This is a genomic window from Devosia sp. GW821-FHT12F11 (assembly GCF_058806655.1).
On sequence record NZ_JBXAPX010000001.1, the window covers coordinates 372,307 to 391,315 of the forward strand.

Here is a 19,009-nt window from a genome sequence, read left to right on the forward strand (position 1 = left end):
CTAGGCTCCCCGCGCCACTGCAATCAGCCGCTCGACATGGCCGATCGGCGTTTCGGGCACGATGCCGTGCCCCAGGTTGAAGATATGCGGACGCCCGCGGAACCCAGCAACGATCTCGCGCACGCGGTTGTCCATCTGCTCGCCGCCGGCCAGCAGCCGTAACGGGTCGAGGTTACCCTGCACGCCGAGCCCCGCCGGCAGCTCGGCGGCAAAGCCGAGCGGCGTCGCGTAGTCGAGCCCGAGCACATTGACCCCGGTCGCCCTGGCATAAGCCGGCAGGTTCCCCGCCGCACCACGCGGAAAGCCGATCACCGGGGCCCCAGGGACGATCTTCCTCAGCCCTTCGACGACCCGCCGGTTCGGTTCGATCACCCAGTTCCGGAACGCCACCTCATCGAGGTTCAGCGCCCAGCTCTCGAACAGCTGCACCACATCGGCGCCCGCCCTTAGCTGCGCCGCGAGATAGTCGATGCTGGTCTCGACCAGAATATCGATCAGCTTCGCAAAAGCCTCCGGATGCGTCAGCGCAAACACCCGTGCCGCCGCCTGGTCCGAAGAGCCGCGCCCGCCGATCATGTAGGTCGCAACCGTCCACGGCGAGCCGCAGAAGCCGATCAGCGTCTTCTCCGGCCCGAGGCCAGCTCGAACCCGTCGAACGGTCTCGATGACAGGGCTCAGCTTCTCCAAAGCCCCTTTGGGGTTGAGCCGCGGGATCGATTGTGTCGTGACTGGCTCGAGCAGGGGGCCTTCGCCGGCTTCGAAGCGAACATACTGGCCGAGCGCATCGGGGATCACCAGGATGTCGGAGAACAGGATCGCTGCATCGAGGTCGAAGCGCCGCAATGGCTGCAGCGTCACTTCCGAAGCCAGTTCCGGGTTGTAGCAGAGATCGAGGAAGCTGCCCGCCGTGGCCCGCAGCTCCCGGTACTCCGGCAGGTAGCGTCCGGCCTGCCGCATGATCCAGATCGGCAAGCGCTCCTGGCGCCGTCCGAGCACCGTCTCAAGCAGCGGTTTCAGCACCGGCGTTGCGGTCATCGCCCAACCAACCAAAAAGAATCTAGATTCTTAATCATCATTATCATGGCGGTGTTTTGCAGGAATTCCAGTTTGCCCACAACGCGCATGGCGGCGACAGAAGCGCGCGGCAGGGGGGCGAGCGGGGCCTGTGAATCATCGTCTGTAGAGGATTGAGGACGTCCTCGGAGTCGCCCCGGTTTACTAAGTCTTAACCATGTCACAATCGCTAACGAACCGTTAACGGGGCTGTGGACGAGGGAGCCCCTCGCGCAACCGGTTATCCCCATAGCTCACATTAAGCCTTTGTTAACTCTCCCGTCGGGCCGGGCTGTTGAAGGATCTCGTCCCAGCGGGGAGAACTCGGCCCGTCGCGACCAGCACCGGCTTTTCCACCGGCAGCGGACTTGAGCGAACAAGGACAGTGTGGAAAACCCCTGACCATGCTGATCCTTGCTTCGAAGAGCACAACGCGAAAAGCCCTGCTGGCGGGGGCCGGGCTGCGATTCGAGACGAGTCCAGCGCCAATCGACGAACGCGCCCTCGAGGCCGAAGTGCTGGGGAAAGGCGGAGATGCGCCGCTGCTGGCGCGCCGTCTCGCCGAAGCCAAGGCGCTTGCGGTTTCCGTATCTCGACCAGGCATTGTCATCGGCGCCGATCAGGTGCTGGCCGTAGACCGGGAGCTGCTGCACAAGCCTGAGACTCTGGCCGCGGCTGCCACTCAACTGGATCGGCTGGCTGGTCGAACACACCATTTGCACGCCGGCGTGGCGCTAGCTGCCAATGGCAGGGTGCTGTGGTCGAGCACGGAAACTGCAGCGCTGACCATGCGCCGCTTCGATGCGGCGGAGCGCGACCTGGTGCTCGCTCTCGAGGGGACAGAGGTTCTCGGCTCGGTCGGCGCCTACCGACTCGAAGGTCCGTCCATCCGCTTGTTCGAGCGGATCGAGGGCGACTATTTCACCATTCTGGGCCTGCCGCTGTTGCCTCTGCTTGCGGCCATGCGTCAGCATGCGCCTGAAACCCTGAGCCAGTGATTCACGTGAAAAAAGCCTTCGTCATCGGCCACCCGATCAAGCACTCCCGCTCGCCGCTGATCCACGGGACGTGGCTGGCCGAGCACGGCATCGATGGCAGCTACGAGGCGATCGACGTCCCGCCGGACCATCTGCCGGCCTTCGTCGAGCGCCTGCGCCGGGGTGAGTTCGTCGGCGGCAACGTCACCATCCCGCACAAGGAAGCGGTGTTCGCGCTGTGCGACAGTGTCGATCCGCTGGCCATGACCATCGGCGCGGCCAACACCCTGGTGCGCCAGCCCGATGGCCGGATCCACGGCTTCAACACCGACTATATGGGCTTTCTGGGCAACCTCGATCAGAACGCCCCCGGCTGGGCAAACGGGCTCAAGCGCGCCGTCGTGCTCGGCGCCGGCGGCGCCGCCCGCGCCATCCTGGTAGCGCTGCGGGAGCGGAGGGTGCCTGAAATCGTGCTGCTCAACCGCACGCCGGAAAAGGCGGCGGCACTGGCGAGGGAAATCTCCGGGCCCTTCGTTCCGGGCGCGCTTGTCGACTACGCCCGCCACGCCCCCGGCGCCGGCCTCGTGGTCAACACCACCTCGATCGGCATGCACGATACCCGCTTCGAGGATATCGACCTCGGGCTGCTGCAGGCGACCGCGCTCGTCACCGATATCGTCTATGTGCCGCTGGTGACCCCGTTACTCGCCGATGCCCGGGCCCTGGGGCTCCGTACCGTCGATGGCCTCGGCATGCTGCTGCATCAGGCGATTCCGGGCTTCGCCGCCTGGTTCGGGGTGCGTCCCGAGGTAACGCCTGCCTTGCGGGCAAAGGTCGAGGCGACGCTCTGATGCTGAAGCTTGGGCTCACCGGTTCGATCGCCACGGGTAAATCCACCGTCCTCAAGGCGTTCGCCGATCTGGGGGTGCCGACCTTCTCGTCCGACGAAGCGGTGCACGAGCTCTATCGCGGGGCCGCGGTGGCGCCGGTCGAGGCAGCTTTTCCAGGCGTCTCCGTCGATGGAGCCATCGATCGCGACAAGCTCAGCCGGCAGCTGATCGGTCATCCCCAGCGCTTGCGGCAGCTCGAGGCGATCGTCCATCCGCTGGTGCGGACGCGGATCAGGTCGTTTCTCAGTGAGGCCGCGGCGCGCGGCGAAACGATGGCGGTGGTCGACATTCCGCTGCTGTTCGAGAATGGCGTCGACTGGGGTCTCGATGCGATCATCGTCACCGTGGTCGACGAAGCCGAGCAGCGCCGACGGGCCTTGGCCCGGCCCGGGATGACGGTGGAAAAGCTCGACGCCATCCTTGCCCGGCAGCTGCCGCAGGCTGAAAAGGTGAAACGCGCCACCTACATAATCGACACCTCCGATACCATCGAGGCGACCCGCCAGACGGTCGCCGAACTGGTGCAGAGGCTGCGTCAAGAAGCTCAGGCCAGATGACCCGCGAGATCGTCCTCGATACTGAAACCACCGGCCTCTCCCCGGTGACGGGCGACCGCATCGTCGAGATCGGCTGTGTCGAGCTGATCAACCACATCCCGACCGGTCGGCATTTTCATATCTACCTCAATCCCGAGCGCGACGTGCCCGATGAGGCGTTCCGGGTGCACGGGCTATCGACCGAGTTTCTGCGCGACAAGCCGCTGTTCCGCGCCGAAGTAGACGGTTTCCTCGAGTTCATCGGCGATGCGACGCTGGTCATTCACAACGCGCCGTTCGATATGGGCTTTCTCAACTTCGAGCTCGAAAAGCTCGGCCGGCCCAGCCTCTCCAACCAAGTGATCGATACCGTGATGGTGGCGCGCGAGCGCCATCCGGGCGCCCGGGTCAGCCTCGATGCGCTCTGCAAGCACTATGGCATCGACAACTCAAAGCGCGTCCTGCATGGCGCCCTGCTCGACAGCGAGATCCTCGCCGACGTCTATCTGGAGCTGATTGGTGGCCGGCAGGTGGCGCTGGCGCTGGTCGCCGAGTCGCATGTCGAAAGCGGCATTACCGTGACCGTCGTGCCGGCGCGGCAGCGGCCGGTGCCGCTGCCGTCGCGCTTGAGCGATGCGGAGTTCGCCGCGCATCTGAAACTCGTCGGCACCCTGGGCGCCGACGCGTTGTGGAGCAATTACCCCAGCGAGCAGGTGGCGGCCGAGTAGTCTGGTTCAGACGAACGCCCATATGCCGTAAGCTATGGCCGTGCCCTCAACCACCGGGTCATTCCAGCGAAAGCGGGAACCTCTGTTTTCTTGCTTGCGGCACGGAGGTCCCCGCTTTCGCGGGGATGACACTGTGGGTGGGGCAAGAACTGTGCGTACGGCGCAGCGCCACCAACAACCCACTGGCTGCTGGCCTCCAGCCAGACTAGTTCGGCTGCGTGTTGGCGGCCTGCTGGGCCTGCAGGTTGCGCACGTTCTGGATGTAGAGCGCCTGGAAATCCACCGGCTCCATCATCAGCGGCGGGAAGCCGCCGAGCTGGACGATGGTCGCCAGCACATGGCGGGCGAACGGGAAGATCATCCGGGGACATTCGACCATCAGCAGGGCGGGCAGCTGCTGCTCGGGCACATTCTTGACCCGGAACACGCCGCCATAGACCAGCTCGACGTTGAACAGCACGGTCTTTTCGCGCTCGGCCTTGGCGTTGAGGCTGATTTCGACCGCATAGAGGTCGTCGGCCTGCTTCTTGACGCCGACATTGATACCGACGGTGAAGTTGGGGTTGGTGCCGCCGAGCATCACCGAACCGGGCGCACCCGGGTTCTCGAAACTCAGGTCGCGGGTGTACTGCCCAACGAGGCTGTAGCTGGGCGCCGTGCTGGCGTTCGCGGGTGCGGCCTCGGGCGGGGTCTGGTCAGCCATAGTCGAAAATTCCTCGAGCTTTCGGTGGCGGGCTGGCTAGCACCTTTGGCCCCGAGCCACAAGCATTGCCGGCCTCAGCGCGGCCGCCACTCATCGGAATCGAGGTCGATCGTGCCGTCGTCGACACGCCGCTGGGTGAAGCCCGGGCCGGCGCCGGTTGTCGTCGTCACCACCGTGACCCGCGACTTGAGGAAGGCGTAGATCGCCGAACGCACCGGCGGGATCAGCAAGAGGATGCCGATCAGGTCGGAAAAATAGCCGGGCAACAGCAGCAGCAGGCCGGCGAACCCCACCATCATCGCATCGGCCAGCGCCCGGGCCGGCAACTGGCCGCGTCCGACGGTCGAGCGCATTTCGTTGAGCAGCGACAGCCCCTGCATGCGGATCACTAGCGAGCCGATCAGCGCCGTCAGCACGACGCCGGCCAGCGTCGGCCACAATCCGATGGCGTTGCCGATCACCACGAAGAACGCGATCTCGATCAGCGGCACCAGCAGAAAGAACAGGAGCAACAGGCGGCCCAATGGGGTAACCCTTTCGAAAGCGCTGCGTCATAAAGGCCTCGGCGGAACCCTCAGCCAAACGTGAACTGGTTTCCGGCTGAGCGTTTCCCTATATATAGGGCACATTCCTGGCTCCGCGAGCCGGGCGCCCCCTTTCTCTGGCGCGAGTAGCACGTCCGATGGATGAATTCTTCGATATCCCCACGCTCATCGTCATTGGTCTGGCGATCGTCGTGCTGTTCCGCCTGCGCCAGGTGCTCGGCACCCGCACAGGCCGCGAGCGGACGCCGCTGCAGCGCCAGCGCGAAGCCGCGCCGGTAAAGGCGGGGGAAGAGAACGTCGTGCCGATGCGCCCGCGCCCGGCTCCCGAGACCGATGAGGACCAGGCCCGCGCCGCCCGCAAGCTCGAAGCCGAGATCACCCAGTTCGCCCATGGCGACGACAAGGTAGCGGCCGGGCTCAAGACCATTGCAGACGCCGATGGCAGCTTCTCGCCCAAGAGCTTCATGGAGGGCGCCAAGTCCGCCTATGAGATGATCGTCACGGCGTTTGCCGCCGGCGATCGCCAGACGCTGAAGAACCTGCTCGAGAAGGACGTCTATGACGGCTTCGAGCGGGTCATCAAGGACCGCGAGGCCGCCGGGCATAAGGTCGATTTCACCTTTGTCGGCCTCCCCAAGATCGAGATCTCGGATGCCGAGCTCGACAAGCGCGCCGCCAGCGTCACCATCCGCTTCCACGCCGAGGTGGTTTCGGCCACCCGCGACAAGGACGGCAACCTGCTCGAGGGCAATGCCGACCAGGTCACCAACATCGCCGACGAATGGACCTTTGCGCGCAACCCCAAGTCGCGCGATCCCAACTGGAAGCTCGTCGCCACCAGCCAGCTCGAATAGCAGGCCGCGCTCGGGGGCGATGCGATGGCCAAGCGCCGGTCGGATGGAAAGGGCCAGCTCCCCGACTGGCACCTTTGGCTCGAAGTGTCGCAGACGGTCTCGCCGCTGAGGCCGCAGAGGGCGCTCGTCAATCTCGATGCCGAACCGCTGCCGATCCCGGCGCCACCGGTGCCCAAGCCGCACCGGCTGCTGCCTGCTATGCCGCCATACCAATCCGACGGTCGGCCGGGCAAGAAGGCCCCGCGGCCGGGGATCGAGCCCAATCTGAAGCAGCGCCTGCAGCGTGGTCGCGAAGAGATCGACGGCACGATCGACCTGCATGGCATGCGCCAGGTTGAGGCCCACGCAGCACTGAGCCGCTTCATTCACGCCCGTTCGGCTCGCGGCGATCGCACCCTGCTGGTGATCACCGGCAAGGGGCTGAAGAAGCTCGGCGACGATGCGGCGGTGATCGTCGAGCGCGGCGTGCTGCGCGCCATGCTGCCGGTGTGGCTGTCCGAGCCCAACCTCGCCCCGCTGGTGGCCGGCTGGGATACCGCGGCGCAGGGGCACGGCGGCGACGGCGCCTTCTATGTTCGCTTGCGGCGGGAGCGGGATTACCGATGACACCACTGGGCCTCAAACTACGCGCCATGCGCGAGGAACGCGGGGTGACCCTCAAGGACATGGCCAAGGCGCTGCGTGTCTCCAGCGCCTATCTCAGCGCCCTCGAGCATGGCCGCCGCGGTAAGCCGACCTTCGCGCTGCTGCAGAAGATCATCGCCTATTTCAACGTCATCTGGGACGACGCCGAGGAATTGCAGCGCCTCGCCGAGATGAGCGACCCCAAGATCACCATCGACACCGCCGGCATGGCCCCGGAAGCCACCGAACTTGCCAACCGCCTCGCCCGTGACATTGGCCGGCTTGAGCCGGATGATCTGAGTTTTCTCAGTAACGAAGTGGCGCGCCGACTGAAATAGTTGCGTGCCACTGCGTAACGCCAAGTACGCGTGGCAGTTGTTGTGGCATAAATGTCGCGCCACAGCCGTACCGCAAGTTACGCAGTAAATTGCTGCTTGCTCCTCTCCAGCAACAAGCCTAAACGCCCGCTCCCGGCAACGCGCCGGTGACCGGCAAAGGGTCGAGCTCGTGAGGTCTCGCCTGGCGCGGATGGCATTGCCACCCCGTGTACCGCTGGCCACTGGAAGCTGGGATTGCGCATGTAGCTCAGCCAGGCAGAGCGCCGGAGCGATCCGGAGGTCACGGGTTCGACTCCCGTTATGTGCTCCACGATGTAGCTCATTTGGGTAGAGCATCAGACTTGTAATCTGAGGGTAGAGGGTTCGATTCCCTCCATCACGGCCCTTCAACGGCCACCGGCCTGTAAAGCTGGTTTTGAGACTAAGGGTTCTGGGGCCGGTCCTGCGGGGTCGGTTGCGGCAGCTGAGGCGAAAGCCCGCGTTGTCAAAGCCGGAACCGCCCTTCGAGGGGTGCCCCGGCACCGGCTGAAGGATGAACATGGTTCTGGCCCGGCCCGCGCACCCGTTTGCGCCATGGCTTCGCCATTCCCATCGCCATCCCGCTCGCTGGCCTGCCCGCCCCCCTGGTCGGTCGGCCGCCCCGGAACCTCACCTGCCATTCGACCGGTCCCGCAGGGTGCGGACCCGGCGAACCACCGGGCCAGCTGGCCCAGACGAGCAAAGGACGAACTCGGGTCATGACCTAGAGACGTAAAGGAGGACTATCCATGGTGATCGAAATTCTGGATCGCGTGCGCGGTGTTTCGCGCGTGATCGTCAAGGAAAACCAGCGCGTCATTGCGCTGTACAAGGGCAAGTTCCGTGGGGTCCTCACCCCGGGCGAGCACGTGCTGCGGGCTGACCGCGGCCGGCTGGAGATCGAATGGCACGATCTCGCGCGTCCGGAGTTCGTCTCGATCTTCGACAAGGCGCTGTTCCGCGACCACGCCGAGGTGGCGGGCCGGTACCTGACCGAGATCCGCGCCGGCGCCGACGAGGTGGTGGTGGTGTCGCGCGACAAGCGCCTCCATGCCGTGCTGAAGCCGGAGGAGCGTGCGGTCTACTGGACCGAGGCTGGTCCCTGGACCACCGAGCGCGTCGACATCGCCGGCGATCTCGCCGTGCCGGCAGAGCTGCAGAAGCGGCTCGCCGGTGTGTCCAAGCTCGGGCTCGTCACTGCGGTCGATGTTGTGGAAGGCCATGTCGGCCTGCTGTTCGTCGACGGCAAGTTCGTCCGCGAGCTCGAGGCGGGTGCGCACATGTTCTGGGCGGTGACCCGCAAGGTCGCGGTGAAGGTCATCGACCTGCGTCGGCAGTCGCTCGACGTGACCGGCCAGGAAATCCTGACGCGTGACCGTGTCACGCTCCGGGTGAACCTCGCCGCCGAGTACCAGGTGGTGGATGCGGTGAAGGCCGCGACCACGGTCAAGGATTTTGCCGACGCGCTCTACCGCGCCCTGCAGTTTGCGTTCCGCAAGTCGCTGGGGGTGAAGAGCCTCGACGAGATCCTGGCCGACAAGGTCACGGCAGAGATCGAGGCGGTGCAGCAGGTCCGCACGGACATGGCGGCGATCGGTCTCTCGGTCGGCGAGATCGCAGTCAAGGACGTGATCCTGCCGGGTGAAATGCGCGACATCCTCAACAAGGTTGTTGCGGCCGAGAAGGAAGCCGAGGCGAACATCATCCGCCGGCGCGAGGAGACGAACGCCACGCGTTCGCTGCTCAACACCGCGCGGGTGATGGCCGAGAACCCGGTAATGCTGCGGCTCAAGGAGCTCGAAGCCTTGTCGGAAATCGCCGGCAAGGTCGAGCGCCTGACCATCCACAACGGTACGGCGGGCCTGATGAACGACCTCGTCAAGCTCCGCGACGAGTGACGACAACGGCCGCCGGGGGTAACTCCGGCGGCCAGCTTCGTAAGCGCGCCGGCAATGCCCTGTTCATCTGCAGCGGCAGGCCGACCTTTGCGCGGCTGCACAAGATCGCCACCTGGCCTGCGAGATCGGCAGGTTGGCGCCGCAAGATCCGGCCTGTCTTAGGACTGAAGTCGCCCGTTGGGTGAAGTAGGGCACGCCCGCCTGGCTGCTTTGGCTCACGGCGACAGGTTGCGCCGTGAAGCTTGCGCGCGCTATAGTTTACGTCTCGCTGAGCTGTACTAAGTAGTTGGAGTAGCGGCCTCTGAGGCAAACTAACGTAGATCTTGCGGCGAAGCGTTAAGGTTTAATCCACACAATCGTCACCATCCGCCGAATGTTGAGGAGGGTCGCATGCGTGCCTCGCAACTGTTCTGGGGCGAACAGTCCCAATGGTCGGAGACAGACGCGTCCTTCGACCGAGCTGGTCTGGTTTTCTATTTCGGCACCCGGCAGATGCTTGCCGATGGCAAGCTTTACGCCGGTCTGCGGTCACGCTTCCCTGACGCGCACCTGCTGGGGTGCTCTACCGGCGGGCAACTTGCCGGCCTTGATGTCAGTGACGATACTGCCTGCGCCCTGGCACTGGACTTCGGAGCGACCGACCTGCGCGTCGCCCGTGCCGAGATAAAGGGCTCCGCCGATTCCCGCGCCACCGGCGCCGCTATCGGCGCGGCGCTCAAGGGCGACCGCCTGGCCGGCGTGTTCATCCTGTCGGACGGATTGCGCGTCAATGGCAGCGCGCTGGTTGAAGGCGTCGTCAGCGAAGTCGGGCGCGATGTGCCGGTCAGCGGCGGGCTTGCCGGTGACGGCGCCGATTTCGCCCAGACCCTGGTCGGTTGTGACAGCCCACCGGCGCCGAACACCGTTGCCGCGGTCGGCTTCTACGGCGATGCCATCCGCATCGGTCACGGCAGCGCCGGCGGCTGGGATGTGTTCGGGCCGATGCGCCAGATCACCCGCTCCGACGGCAACGTGCTGTACGAGGTCGACGGCAAGCCGGCGCTCGATCTCTACAAGCTCTATCTCGGCCCCGAGGAGAGCCAGAACCTGCCCGGCTCGGCACTGCTGTTCCCGCTGCGCATCTTCGATCCCAAACACCCCGAACGCAGCGTCGTCCGCACCATTCTTGCCGTCGATCATGGCTCGGGCTCGATGACGTTCGCCGGCGACATGCCCCAGGGCTGGTCGGCGCAGCTGATGCGCGGCAGCTTCAACCGGCTTTGCGCCGGGGCGGCAGCGGCGACCCAGCGTGCCGTGCTCAATGCGCATCCCGCGCCCGATGCGCAGAGCGCCGCCATCTTCGTCAGCTGCATCGGGCGGCGTCTGTTGATGGGGCAGCGCATCGACGAGGAGATCGAGGCGGCGACGGCCGAGTTGTCGGAGAGCTGTGTGCCGGTCGGCTTCTATTCCTACGGTGAAATATCACCGCACGAGGTCTCCGGTTTCTGCCAGCTGCACAACCAGACCATGACCGTAACAGTACTGGCAGAGCAGGCGGCCTGATTTGCGCAAGCTGTTCGATCGACAGCTGGAAAAATCGACGGACGCCACCGGGCGTGTCGACCTGGCGGCGCTCGAACGGCTGGTGACGGCCGCCTACGAAGAGGCCGAGCTGGACCGCACGCGCACCGATCGATCGATCGAGCTGATGGTCGGCGAGCTGACGGCGTTCCAGGTCGGGCTCGAATCCGAGATCGAGAAGCGCACCGCGCAGCTGCGCCAGAGCCAGCAGAAGCTGCGCACCCAGAACACCCGCTTCCTTACGGCGCTCGAGAACATGTCGCAGGGCCTCGCCATGTTCGACCGGCAGCGACGGCTGGTGGTCTGCAACCGGCAATATCTCGACATCTACAACCTGCCGCGCCGGTTCGGGCGGGTCGGCACCTCACTGGTCTCGATCCTCAGGGCCCGCGTCGCCGCCGGGACTTTCGCCGGCCCCGATCCGGCCGCCTATCTGCGCGAGCGGCTGGTGACGGCGGCCGACGGCGTGAGCTCGACGACGACCCACCACCTCAACAACGGGCGCGTGCTGTCGGTCACCCACCGCGCCATGGCCGATGGCGGCTGGGTGACCCTGCACAGGGATATCACCGAGCTGCACAACATGCAGGCCGAGCTGACGCACCAGGCCTACCACGACTCGCTCACCGAGCTGCCGAACCGCAACCTGTTCTACCAGCGCCTTGGGCAGGCCGTCGATTCGCTGCCGACCGGCGGTGGCTTCGCGGTGCTTTGTCTCGATCTCGATGGTTTCAAGGCAATCAACGACTCGATGGGTCACGCCGCCGGCGACAAGTTGCTGAAACAGGTGGCGGCTCGCTTGCGCGAGTGCGTCGGGGACGCGGGGACCGTCGGCCGCATGGGCGGCGACGAATTCGCCGTGCTGCACCCCGACAGCGCACCTGAAAGTGCGCTGGCGCTGGCTAAGTCCATTCTCGAGGCGATCCGGCGCCCGTTCGATATCGACGATCACGCCGTGCTGGTCGGGGTGAGCATCGGCGTCGCCATGGCGCCGCGCGATGGCCAGAGCGCCGATAAATTGCTGAGGAATGGCGACCTGGCGCTCTATTCGATCAAGCGCGGCCGCCGCGGCGGGTACCGGTTCTTCGAGCCCGATCTGCAGCGGACGCTCAGCGAGAGCAGCCGGATTGAGCGCGATCTGCGGCGTGCCCTGGCGAACGGGGAATTCGAGCTGTTCTACCAGCCCATCCTCAACCTCGCCTCGCAAACCATTGTCGGCTACGAGGCACTGCTGCGCTGGCGTCATCCGACGGAGGGCATCATCCCGCCGGCCGAGTTCATTCCGCTGACCGAGGAACTCGGGCTGATCGTGCCGATCGGGGAATGGGTCATCCGCCAGGCCTTTGCCGAGGCCGCCGGCTGGCCGGCGGCGATGCATGTCGCCGTCAATGTGTCGTCGGTGCAGTTTGGCCGCGGCGACCTGGTCGGCGTGGTGATGGATGCGCTCCGCGCCAGCGGCCTCGCCGCGGATCGGGTGGAGATCGAGATCACCGAGACGCTGTTCCTCGAGAACAGCCAGCAGAACCTCGATACCCTGCACCGGCTGCACGCCCTCGGGCTCAAGGTAGCGCTCGACGACTTCGGCACGGGCTACTCCGCGCTGAGCTATCTGCTGGCGTTCCCATTCGACAAGATCAAGCTCGACGGTTCGTTCGTCAGCGCGCTGGACAACCGGCAGGGCGCCCAGATCATCATGCGATCTGTCGCCGATATCGGCCAGCGCATGGGCATGGTCACGACTGCCGAGGGGGTCGAGACCCCCGAGCAGTTGAACAATGTCAAGCTCCTCGGCTACACCGAAGCCCAGGGCTTCCTGATTTCGGAGCCGATGAGCCGCGACGCGATGCGCCAGCTGCTGCACCTCGCGGTCGACCCCGCGCCCCTGCAGCAGGAGCCGTCGCTCGGGCCCAAGACGGCGAGCAACGCCCGCCGGCCCTGAAAAAGCGTCCGACGCCGCCATCTGCAGCGGATTCACGTGGAACACTCCGGCGGGTGGACAGCCTCCCGCAACCGGACTATGCGCTAGCCGACATATTCTGACTTCAGCGGACAAGTTTCATGCTGCGCCGGTTCTTTGCCTATTACGCCCCTTACAAGCACCTGTTCTTTCTCGATTTTGGCTGTGCCGTGCTCGCTGGTATCCTCGAGCTCGGCTTTCCACTGGCGGTAAAACTGTTCGTCGACGACCTGCTGCCGGGGCAGAACTGGGGGCTGATCGCCGCAACCGCGGCGCTGCTGCTGGGGGTGTTCGCGCTCAACACCGCGCTCTCCGCCATCGTCAACTACTGGGGCCATGCGCTCGGTATCTCGATCGAGACCGACATGCGCCGCCAGGCTTTCGACCACATCCAGAAGCTGAGCTTCCGCTATTTCGACAACAACAAGACCGGCCAGCTCATTACCCATGTCACCAAGGATCTCGAAGAAGTGGGTGAGGTGGCCCATCACGGCCCCGAGGATCTGTTCATCGCGGTGATGACCTTCGTGGGCGCATTCCTGCTGATGTTCACCGTGCACTGGCAGCTGGCGCTCCTCACCACCATCATCGTGCCGCTGATGACCTGGCTGGTCAGCCGCTACGGCGCGAAGATGACCACCACCTGGCAGCAGCTGTTCCGCCAGGTCGGCGACTTCAACACCCGCGTGCAGGAGAGCGTCGGCGGCATCCGGGTGGTGAAGGCCTTTGCCAACGAGGACTATGAGCGCGGACTGTTCGCCAAGAACAACGAGGGCTATCGCGCCACCAAGCTCAGCGCCTATGCCATCATGACGGCGTCGATTGCGCTGAGCTACTTCAGCACCCGCTTCGTACAGCTGGTGGTGATGGTCGCCGGCACCTGGTTCGTCATCAAGGGCGAGCTGAGCTATGGCGGCTTCGTCAGCTTCCTCCTCTTGGTCAACGTGTTCTTCCGGCCGATCGACAAGATCACCTCGGTGCTCGAGAGCTATCCCAAGGGCATCGCCGGGTTCCGCCGCTTTACCACGCTGATCGACACTGAGCCCGATACCGCCGACCGGCCGGGCGCCAGGGCGGTCGAGAGCCTCAGGGGCGATATCGTCTATGAGGATGTGAGCTTTGCCTATTCGGGCGATCCGTCCTCGAAGGACAAGGTGCTCGATGGGTTGAACCTCACCATCGCGGCCGGCGAGACCGTCGCCTTTGTCGGCCCGTCCGGCGCCGGCAAGACCACCATCTGCTCGCTGCTGCCGCGCTTCTATGACGTCACCGCCGGCGCCATCACCGTCGACGGCATCGACATCCGCGACATGACACAGGCGTCGCTGCGCGGCCAGATCGGCATCGTGCAGCAGGACGTGTTCCTGTTCGGCTCGACCATCCGCGAGAACGTCGCCTATGGCCGTCTCGGCGCCAGCGACGAGGAAGTGATGGATGCGCTCCGCCGCGCCGCGCTCGATGAGTTCGTGCTGTCGCTGCCCGATGGGCTCGACACCCCAACCGGCGAGCGGGGCGTAAAGCTGTCGGGTGGCCAGAAGCAACGGCTCGCCATTGCCCGGATCTTCTTGAAGAACCCGCCGATCCTCATCCTCGATGAAGCGACCTCCGCCCTCGACACCGCCACCGAATACGCCATCCAGCAGGCGCTCGCCGCGCTGTCGGAGGGCCGGACCACGCTGGTGGTGGCGCATCGGCTCGCCACCATCCGCAATGCGGATCGCATCGTGGTGGTGAGCAGCGAGGGGATCGTCGAACAGGGGACCCATGCCGAGCTGCTCGGCCGCGACGGCGCCTATGCCCGGCTGCACGGCGCCCAGTTCGGACAATTGGCCAATCCGTGAGCGGGGGCTCAGCTAGGCTGGGGAGGTTCACGGATGAGTAGATCCACCGCCTCTCCGCCCCCCACCGGCTGTCATCCCAGCGAAAGCTGGGACCCATTTCACAGCCCGCGCCGAGGAGAGTTGGGTCCCTGCTTTCGCAGGGATGACATCGAGTGGGTGGCGCCAATTGTGCTAACCCGATGATGAAGCCCCGCAGGTGCCCAAACTCACCGCCCGAGAAAACGTCTCAGCCGCCCAACCCCCTCGCGGAGTTTTTCCGGCTCAACCGCGTGGCACCAGCGCAGCCACCCGTCGCCTTCCGGCCCGAATGCACCACCCGGCGCGAGGCCAAGTCCCGCCTCCTCGACTAGGCGCTTTGCCAGCGCCAGCGTGTCGGCAAACCCCTCGATGCGGAAGAACACATACATGGCGCCGCCGGCCTCGGGGACGATGACGCCGGGTATCCGGCTCAGCTCGTCGACCAGAAGGCTTCGCGTGGCAGTGAGCTCGGTGCGAAGCTTCATGACCGTCGGCTCGCCCTCGGTCAGCGCCGCGGTCGCGGCGCGCTGCACCGGCTCGAGGATGCACGAGGTGTTGTATTCGATGACCTTGGTGAGATCGTTCGACAGCGTCTCTGGCGTTGCCAGCCAGCCGACGCGCCAGCCGGTCATCGACCAGGCCTTGGAGAAGCTGTTGACCGAGATGATCCGGTCGCCAGTCTGATAGCGGCGAAGGAACGACGGAGCCGAGCGGCGCTCGTGGTCATGCACCAGCCGTTCATAGACATCGTCGCTCAGCACCCAGATGCCATGCTTGCGGCAATGTGCCAGCACCGCGTCGACTTCATCTTCCTCGATGGTCCAGCCGGTCGGGTTGTTCGGCGAGTTGATGATGGCGAGCCGCGTATCCGGGGTCAGCGCTTCGAGCAGCCGGTCGAGATCGAGCGACCATTTTCCATTCCTGATTGTCAGCGGCACCCGAGCCACCTCGGCGCCGAGAATTCTCGGAATCTCGACGATATTGGGCCAGAGCGGCGTTACGGCCACCACCCGGTCGCCGGGCGACAGCACCATCTGCGCCGCGATCATCAGTCCCGAGACGCCTGACCCCACCGCGGCAATGCGTCCCGGCGCCACCGCGGTGCCGTGCAGGTCACTCAGATACCCGGCGATCGCCTCACGCAGATACGGTCGGCCGAGATTCTGCGAGTAGAAGGTTTCACCCTCGGCCAGTGACGCCATGGCCGCGTCGCGGATGAAACGCGGCGTCGGCTGGTCGGACTCGCCGAACCAGAACGGCAGCACATCGGTCCGCCCCATCCCGGCATTCGCCACGTCACGGATCAGCGAGCTCGCCAGCGCCTGCACCTCGTGGCGCGCCGCGACGGTGTGGATCGGTGGGGTAGTGGCGGCGACGGTCAACGCGAAGCTCCAATGGAAAAGGCCGGGAACGGGTCCCGGCCTTGGTACTCGATCGCTGCGTTGGTAACTAGAGGACGAACCTGCTGAGGTCGGTGTCGGCCGCCATCTTGCCGATCCGCTCGTCGACATAGGCCTTGTCGATGCGGATGGTTTCGCCAGCCTTGTCCGGTGCGTCGAACGAGATGTCCTCGACCAGCCGCTCGAGGATGGTGGCGAGCCGGCGCGCGCCGATATTCTCGACCGTCGAGTTGACCTGCACGGCCGCGTCGGCGATCGCCTCGATCGCGTCGGGGGTGAAGTCGAGGGTCAGCCCCTCGGTCTTCATCAGCGCCACATACTGCTTGATCAGGCTCGCATCGGTGTCGTTGAGGATGCCGATCAGATCCTGCCGGGTGAGCGCCTTGAGTTCGACGCGGATCGGCAGCCGGCCCTGCAGCTCGGGCAACAGGTCCGAGGGTTTCGCCACATGGAAGGCGCCCGAGGCGATGAACAGGATGTGGTCGGTCTTCACCGGGCCGTATTTGGTCGAAACCGTGGTGCCTTCGATCAGCGGCAACAGGTCGCGCTGCACGCCTTCACGGGAAACGCCACCACCGTAACCGCCTTCGCGGTTCACGATCTTGTCGATCTCGTCGATGAAGGCGATGCCGTGGTTCTCGACCAGGTCGACCGCTTCCTTGTTCAGCTGGTCCTGGTCGAGCAGCTTGTCGGCCTCCTCGGCCAGCAGCGGCTGGTGCGCGTCCTTCACCTTGACCTTGCGCTTGACGCCGCGGCCGCCAAAGGCCTTGCCCAGCATGTCCTGGATGTTGATCACGCCGATATTGGCGCCCGGCATGCCGGGGATGTCGAAGCCGCCGGGATTGCCGGTCGGCTGCATCTCGATCTCGATTTCCTTGTCGTCGAGCTCGTTGGTGCGGAGCTTCTGCCGGAAGCTGTCACGGGTCGAGGGCGAGGCGGACGAGCCGACCAGCGCGTCGAGCACCCGCTCCTCGGCATTGTGATGCGCCTGCGCCTGCACCTCGGCGCGCTTCTTGTCACGGAGAAGGGAGATTCCCGCTTCAACCAAATCGCGCACGATCTGCTCGACGTCGCGGCCGACATAGCCGACTTCGGTGAACTTGGTGGCCTCGACTTTGATGAACGGCGCCTGGGCCAGTTTTGCCAGCCGCCGGCTGATCTCGGTCTTGCCGACGCCGGTGGGCCCGATCATCAGGATGTTCTTCGGCGTCACCTCGGCCCGCAAGTCATGCGGGAGCTGCTGCCGGCGCCAGCGGTTGCGCAGCGCCACGGCCACGGCGCGCTTGGCGTCATGCTGGCCGACAATGTAGCGATCGAGCTCGGAGACGATCTCGCGCGGGGAGAAATTGGTATCACTCATAATCCGTCACTTTCCGCTGCCCTCATCGAGGCGCAGCACCATGAGATAGTCATCGTAAAAGACGCCATCGACCTTCAGGCCGCGCGGGTCTTCGCCATAGATCACGAAGCCGTGCCGCTCATAGAGCCGGCGGGCCGTGGGGTTGTCCTGCGTCACCGCCAGGTGCAGCTGCAGCACGTGGTTGCGCGCCTCCGCGATCACCGCCGCGATCAACAGGTCGGCGCCGCCGCGGCCACGTGAGCCGGGGCTGACATAGACCCCGACCAGGTGCCCGCGATGCGCCGATTTCAGCATCGCCTCGCGGTAGAAGCCGGCCGTGCCGACCAGCGCCTCGGCGTCGAACAGGCCGAACACGTACCCCTTGTCGAGCCGATCGACCCAGGCTGAAGCCGGCTTGTCGATCTCCTCGGCGAGGCTCGAGCCGAACGAGGCGGGCGAGTCCTTCAGTCCTTCGATCCGAAGCGCTCGGTAGGCTTCGGCATCGGCTGCGGAGAGCCGGCGGGTGATCCAGCTCACGCGAAATCTCCGTCGGCGTTCCGCGCCAGCATCAACGCCGGGCCATACTCGGAGTGCCGAGTGTCGAAACGCTCGAACCCGGCCTTCTCATACGCCCGGATCGCGGCCAAGTTGGTCGGGTCGGGATGGATGATCACCCGGATGGCGCCTTCCTCGAACAGCAGCTCGACAAACGCCTCGATCAGCCGCGGGCCGTGGCCCTTGCCGATCAGCTCGGGTGGCCCGATGAACTGGTCAATTCCCAGCGTGCCGGTTGGCTGGTCCTGGTACGGGTGCCCGTCTTCGAGATGCGGGTCGTAGCTCTGGATGTAGCCGATCGGCTTGCCGTTGAGTTCGACGATGAAGGGTTCGACCGAAATGCTGTCGATGTGCTCTTCGATGGACTTCAGTCCTTCGGCCGGATCGTCCCACCATTTCGCCACGTGCGGCTCCGTCAGCCAGCCGGCCAGAAGCGGCAGGTCAGCTCGGGTCACCGGCCGGAAGCCGTACTGAAACTGAGCGTCAGACGGTTTCAATCGTTTCGACCGTCACGTTCTCGTTGGTGTAGATGCAGACCTCGGCCGCGATCTTCATCGCCTTCCTGGCGATTTCCTCGGCGTCCATGTCGGTGTTCTCGCTCAGCGCGAGCGCCGCCGAATAGGCGTAGTTGCCGCCCGAGCCGATGGCGATGGTCGAATGGTCGGGGGTGAGCACGTCGCCGGTGCCGGTGAGCACCAGGGTTACATCCTTGTCGGCGACGATCATCATCGCTTCCAGGCGGCGCAGGTACCGGTCGGTGCGCCAATCCTTGGCGAGTTCGACCGAGGCGCGCATCAGCTGGTCCGGATACTGGATCAGCTTGGCTTCGAGCCGCTCGAACAGCGTGAACGCGTCGGCAGTGGCGCCGGCAAAGCCGCCGATCACCTTGCCATCGGCGAGGCGCCGGACCTTCTTGGCGGTATGCTTCATCACGGTGTTGCCGACCGAGACCTGTCCGTCACCGGCCACCACCACCTTGTTGCCCTTGCGGACGGCGACGATCGTCGTGCCGTGCCAGCCGGGAAACTCGTTGTCCTTCGACATCTTGGGAAAAACTCCAGAACTGTTCCGCCATATTTAGGGGCGAGCGGGTGGAATGCAAACCGGGCTAGCCGGTTGGGTAGTTTCCTGGAGGTTACCGGGCGGTGGTCACGGGCGCCTTCACCGCATCTTCA

At 65.2% G+C, this 19,009-nt stretch carries 19 protein-coding genes and 2 tRNA genes; 13 read left to right on the forward strand and 8 right to left on the reverse strand.

Annotated elements, in window-relative coordinates; translation table 11 throughout:
* Entirely contained in the window at positions 1–1,035 is a 1,035-nt protein-coding gene (gene hemE, locus AC1ROK_RS01880; RefSeq protein WP_492843268.1) for a uroporphyrinogen decarboxylase, read from the reverse strand.
* Between the two features lie 422 nt (positions 1,036–1,457).
* Here hemE and AC1ROK_RS01885 point away from each other — a divergent pair, with 422 nt between their 5' ends.
* The 4 genes from AC1ROK_RS01885 to dnaQ are packed head-to-tail and all read left to right on the forward strand — an operon-like array spanning position 1,458 to position 4,184.
* Complete coding sequence (locus AC1ROK_RS01885; protein ID WP_492843270.1) at positions 1,458–2,051, forward strand: Maf family protein; 594 nt, start codon at positions 1,458–1,460, stop codon at positions 2,049–2,051.
* A 5-nt stretch (positions 2,052–2,056) separates the two neighbouring features.
* Positions 2,057–2,881 (forward strand): shikimate dehydrogenase, encoded by an 825-nt coding sequence (locus tag AC1ROK_RS01890; RefSeq protein WP_492843272.1) that lies wholly within the window; start codon positions 2,057–2,059, stop codon positions 2,879–2,881.
* A complete protein-coding gene (gene coaE, locus AC1ROK_RS01895; protein WP_492843274.1) occupies positions 2,881–3,477 on the forward strand; it encodes a dephospho-CoA kinase in 597 nt (198 codons plus the stop codon). The genes AC1ROK_RS01890 and coaE overlap by 1 nt, the downstream gene beginning before the upstream one ends.
* Positions 3,474–4,184 (forward strand): DNA polymerase III subunit epsilon, encoded by a 711-nt coding sequence (gene dnaQ, locus AC1ROK_RS01900; RefSeq protein ID WP_492843276.1) that lies wholly within the window; start codon positions 3,474–3,476, stop codon positions 4,182–4,184. The genes coaE and dnaQ overlap by 4 nt, the downstream gene beginning before the upstream one ends.
* Positions 4,185–4,389: 205 nt before the next feature.
* On the opposite strand, the gene secB is transcribed toward dnaQ, so the two are convergent.
* Positions 4,390–4,887 carry a protein-export chaperone SecB gene (gene secB / locus AC1ROK_RS01905; RefSeq protein ID WP_492843278.1) on the reverse strand — a complete coding sequence of 166 codons (498 nt, stop codon included), beginning with the start codon at positions 4,885–4,887 and terminating at the stop codon, positions 4,390–4,392.
* A gap of 74 nt (positions 4,888–4,961) precedes the next feature.
* Entirely contained in the window at positions 4,962–5,411 is a 450-nt protein-coding gene (locus AC1ROK_RS01910) for an FxsA family protein (RefSeq protein WP_492843280.1), read from the reverse strand.
* 158 nt (positions 5,412–5,569) lie between these two features.
* Here AC1ROK_RS01910 and AC1ROK_RS01915 point away from each other — a divergent pair, with 158 nt between their 5' ends.
* The 9 genes from AC1ROK_RS01915 to AC1ROK_RS01955 all read left to right on the forward strand — a co-directional run bounded on the left by AC1ROK_RS01915 (position 5,570) and on the right by AC1ROK_RS01955 (position 14,522).
* Positions 5,570–6,286: a Tim44/TimA family putative adaptor protein gene (locus AC1ROK_RS01915; RefSeq protein ID WP_492843282.1), complete on the forward strand. Its 717-nt coding sequence runs from the start codon at positions 5,570–5,572 to the stop codon at positions 6,284–6,286.
* 24 nt (positions 6,287–6,310) lie between these two features.
* Positions 6,311–6,892 (forward strand): Smr/MutS family protein, encoded by a 582-nt coding sequence (locus AC1ROK_RS01920; RefSeq protein ID WP_492843284.1) that lies wholly within the window; start codon positions 6,311–6,313, stop codon positions 6,890–6,892.
* The gene (locus AC1ROK_RS01925) at positions 6,889–7,248 is read left to right on the forward strand and encodes a helix-turn-helix domain-containing protein (RefSeq protein ID WP_492843286.1); all 360 of its coding nucleotides are present in this window, start codon (positions 6,889–6,891) and stop codon (positions 7,246–7,248) included. Before AC1ROK_RS01920 ends, AC1ROK_RS01925 begins: the two co-directional genes overlap by 4 nt.
* Before the next feature lie 236 nt (positions 7,249–7,484).
* Positions 7,485–7,558: transfer RNA gene (locus tag AC1ROK_RS01930), tRNA-OTHER, on the forward strand.
* Between the two features lies 1 nt (position 7,559).
* A tRNA-Thr gene (locus tag AC1ROK_RS01935) sits at positions 7,560–7,627 on the forward strand.
* Positions 7,628–8,015: 388 nt separating this feature from the next.
* Positions 8,016–9,164 carry a slipin family protein gene (locus tag AC1ROK_RS01940; RefSeq protein ID WP_492843288.1) on the forward strand — a complete coding sequence of 383 codons (1,149 nt, stop codon included), beginning with the start codon at positions 8,016–8,018 and terminating at the stop codon, positions 9,162–9,164.
* A 390-nt stretch (positions 9,165–9,554) separates the two neighbouring features.
* Positions 9,555–10,706 (forward strand): FIST signal transduction protein, encoded by a 1,152-nt coding sequence (locus AC1ROK_RS01945; protein WP_492843290.1) that lies wholly within the window; start codon positions 9,555–9,557, stop codon positions 10,704–10,706.
* 1 nt (position 10,707) lies between these two features.
* The gene (locus AC1ROK_RS01950) at positions 10,708–12,663 is read left to right on the forward strand and encodes a putative bifunctional diguanylate cyclase/phosphodiesterase (protein ID WP_492843292.1); all 1,956 of its coding nucleotides are present in this window, start codon (positions 10,708–10,710) and stop codon (positions 12,661–12,663) included.
* A 119-nt stretch (positions 12,664–12,782) separates the two neighbouring features.
* The gene (locus tag AC1ROK_RS01955) at positions 12,783–14,522 is read left to right on the forward strand and encodes an ABC transporter ATP-binding protein (protein ID WP_492843294.1); all 1,740 of its coding nucleotides are present in this window, start codon (positions 12,783–12,785) and stop codon (positions 14,520–14,522) included.
* Positions 14,523–14,728: 206 nt separating this feature from the next.
* Here the strand turns inward: AC1ROK_RS01955 and AC1ROK_RS01960 are convergent, their stop codons facing one another.
* The 5 genes from AC1ROK_RS01960 to hslV form a co-directional block, all read right to left on the reverse strand.
* The gene (locus AC1ROK_RS01960; RefSeq protein ID WP_492843296.1) at positions 14,729–15,922 is read right to left on the reverse strand and encodes a pyridoxal phosphate-dependent aminotransferase; all 1,194 of its coding nucleotides are present in this window, start codon (positions 15,920–15,922) and stop codon (positions 14,729–14,731) included.
* 67 nt (positions 15,923–15,989) lie between these two features.
* Complete coding sequence (hslU, locus tag AC1ROK_RS01965) at positions 15,990–17,300, reverse strand: ATP-dependent protease ATPase subunit HslU (RefSeq protein WP_492843298.1); 1,311 nt, start codon at positions 17,298–17,300, stop codon at positions 15,990–15,992.
* A 6-nt stretch (positions 17,301–17,306) separates the two neighbouring features.
* Positions 17,307–17,816: a GNAT family N-acetyltransferase gene (locus tag AC1ROK_RS01970; RefSeq protein WP_492843300.1), complete on the reverse strand. Its 510-nt coding sequence runs from the start codon at positions 17,814–17,816 to the stop codon at positions 17,307–17,309.
* The gene (locus tag AC1ROK_RS01975) at positions 17,813–18,331 is read right to left on the reverse strand and encodes a GNAT family N-acetyltransferase (RefSeq protein ID WP_492843302.1); all 519 of its coding nucleotides are present in this window, start codon (positions 18,329–18,331) and stop codon (positions 17,813–17,815) included. The genes AC1ROK_RS01970 and AC1ROK_RS01975 overlap by 4 nt, the downstream gene beginning before the upstream one ends.
* A complete protein-coding gene (hslV, locus tag AC1ROK_RS01980; protein WP_492843304.1) occupies positions 18,318–18,878 on the reverse strand; it encodes an ATP-dependent protease subunit HslV in 561 nt (186 codons plus the stop codon). Before hslV ends, AC1ROK_RS01975 begins: the two co-directional genes overlap by 14 nt.
* Between the last annotated feature and the right edge of the window lie 131 nt (positions 18,879–19,009).

Excerpts from the sequence above, each read along its gene's own strand:
- hslU (WP_492843298.1), bottom strand. The coding sequence starts at position 17,300 with ATGAGTGATACCAATTTCTCCCCGCGCGAGATCGTCTCCGAGCTCGAT.
- dnaQ (WP_492843276.1), top strand. The coding sequence starts at position 3,474 with ATGACCCGCGAGATCGTCCTCGATACTGAAACCACCGGCCTCTCCCCG.
- AC1ROK_RS01925 (WP_492843286.1), top strand. The coding sequence starts at position 6,889 with ATGACACCACTGGGCCTCAAACTACGCGCCATGCGCGAGGAACGCGGG.
- AC1ROK_RS01940 (WP_492843288.1), top strand. The coding sequence starts at position 8,016 with ATGGTGATCGAAATTCTGGATCGCGTGCGCGGTGTTTCGCGCGTGATC.
- secB (WP_492843278.1), bottom strand. The coding sequence starts at position 4,887 with ATGGCTGACCAGACCCCGCCCGAGGCCGCACCCGCGAACGCCAGCACG.
- hslV (WP_492843304.1), bottom strand. The coding sequence starts at position 18,878 with ATGTCGAAGGACAACGAGTTTCCCGGCTGGCACGGCACGACGATCGTC.
- AC1ROK_RS01945 (WP_492843290.1), top strand. The coding sequence starts at position 9,555 with ATGCGTGCCTCGCAACTGTTCTGGGGCGAACAGTCCCAATGGTCGGAG.
- hemE (WP_492843268.1), bottom strand. The coding sequence starts at position 1,035 with ATGACCGCAACGCCGGTGCTGAAACCGCTGCTTGAGACGGTGCTCGGA.
- AC1ROK_RS01920 (WP_492843284.1), top strand. The coding sequence starts at position 6,311 with ATGGCCAAGCGCCGGTCGGATGGAAAGGGCCAGCTCCCCGACTGGCAC.
- coaE (WP_492843274.1), top strand. The coding sequence starts at position 2,881 with ATGCTGAAGCTTGGGCTCACCGGTTCGATCGCCACGGGTAAATCCACC.
- AC1ROK_RS01885 (WP_492843270.1), top strand. The coding sequence starts at position 1,458 with ATGCTGATCCTTGCTTCGAAGAGCACAACGCGAAAAGCCCTGCTGGCG.
- AC1ROK_RS01955 (WP_492843294.1), top strand. The coding sequence starts at position 12,783 with ATGCTGCGCCGGTTCTTTGCCTATTACGCCCCTTACAAGCACCTGTTC.
- AC1ROK_RS01915 (WP_492843282.1), top strand. The coding sequence starts at position 5,570 with ATGGATGAATTCTTCGATATCCCCACGCTCATCGTCATTGGTCTGGCG.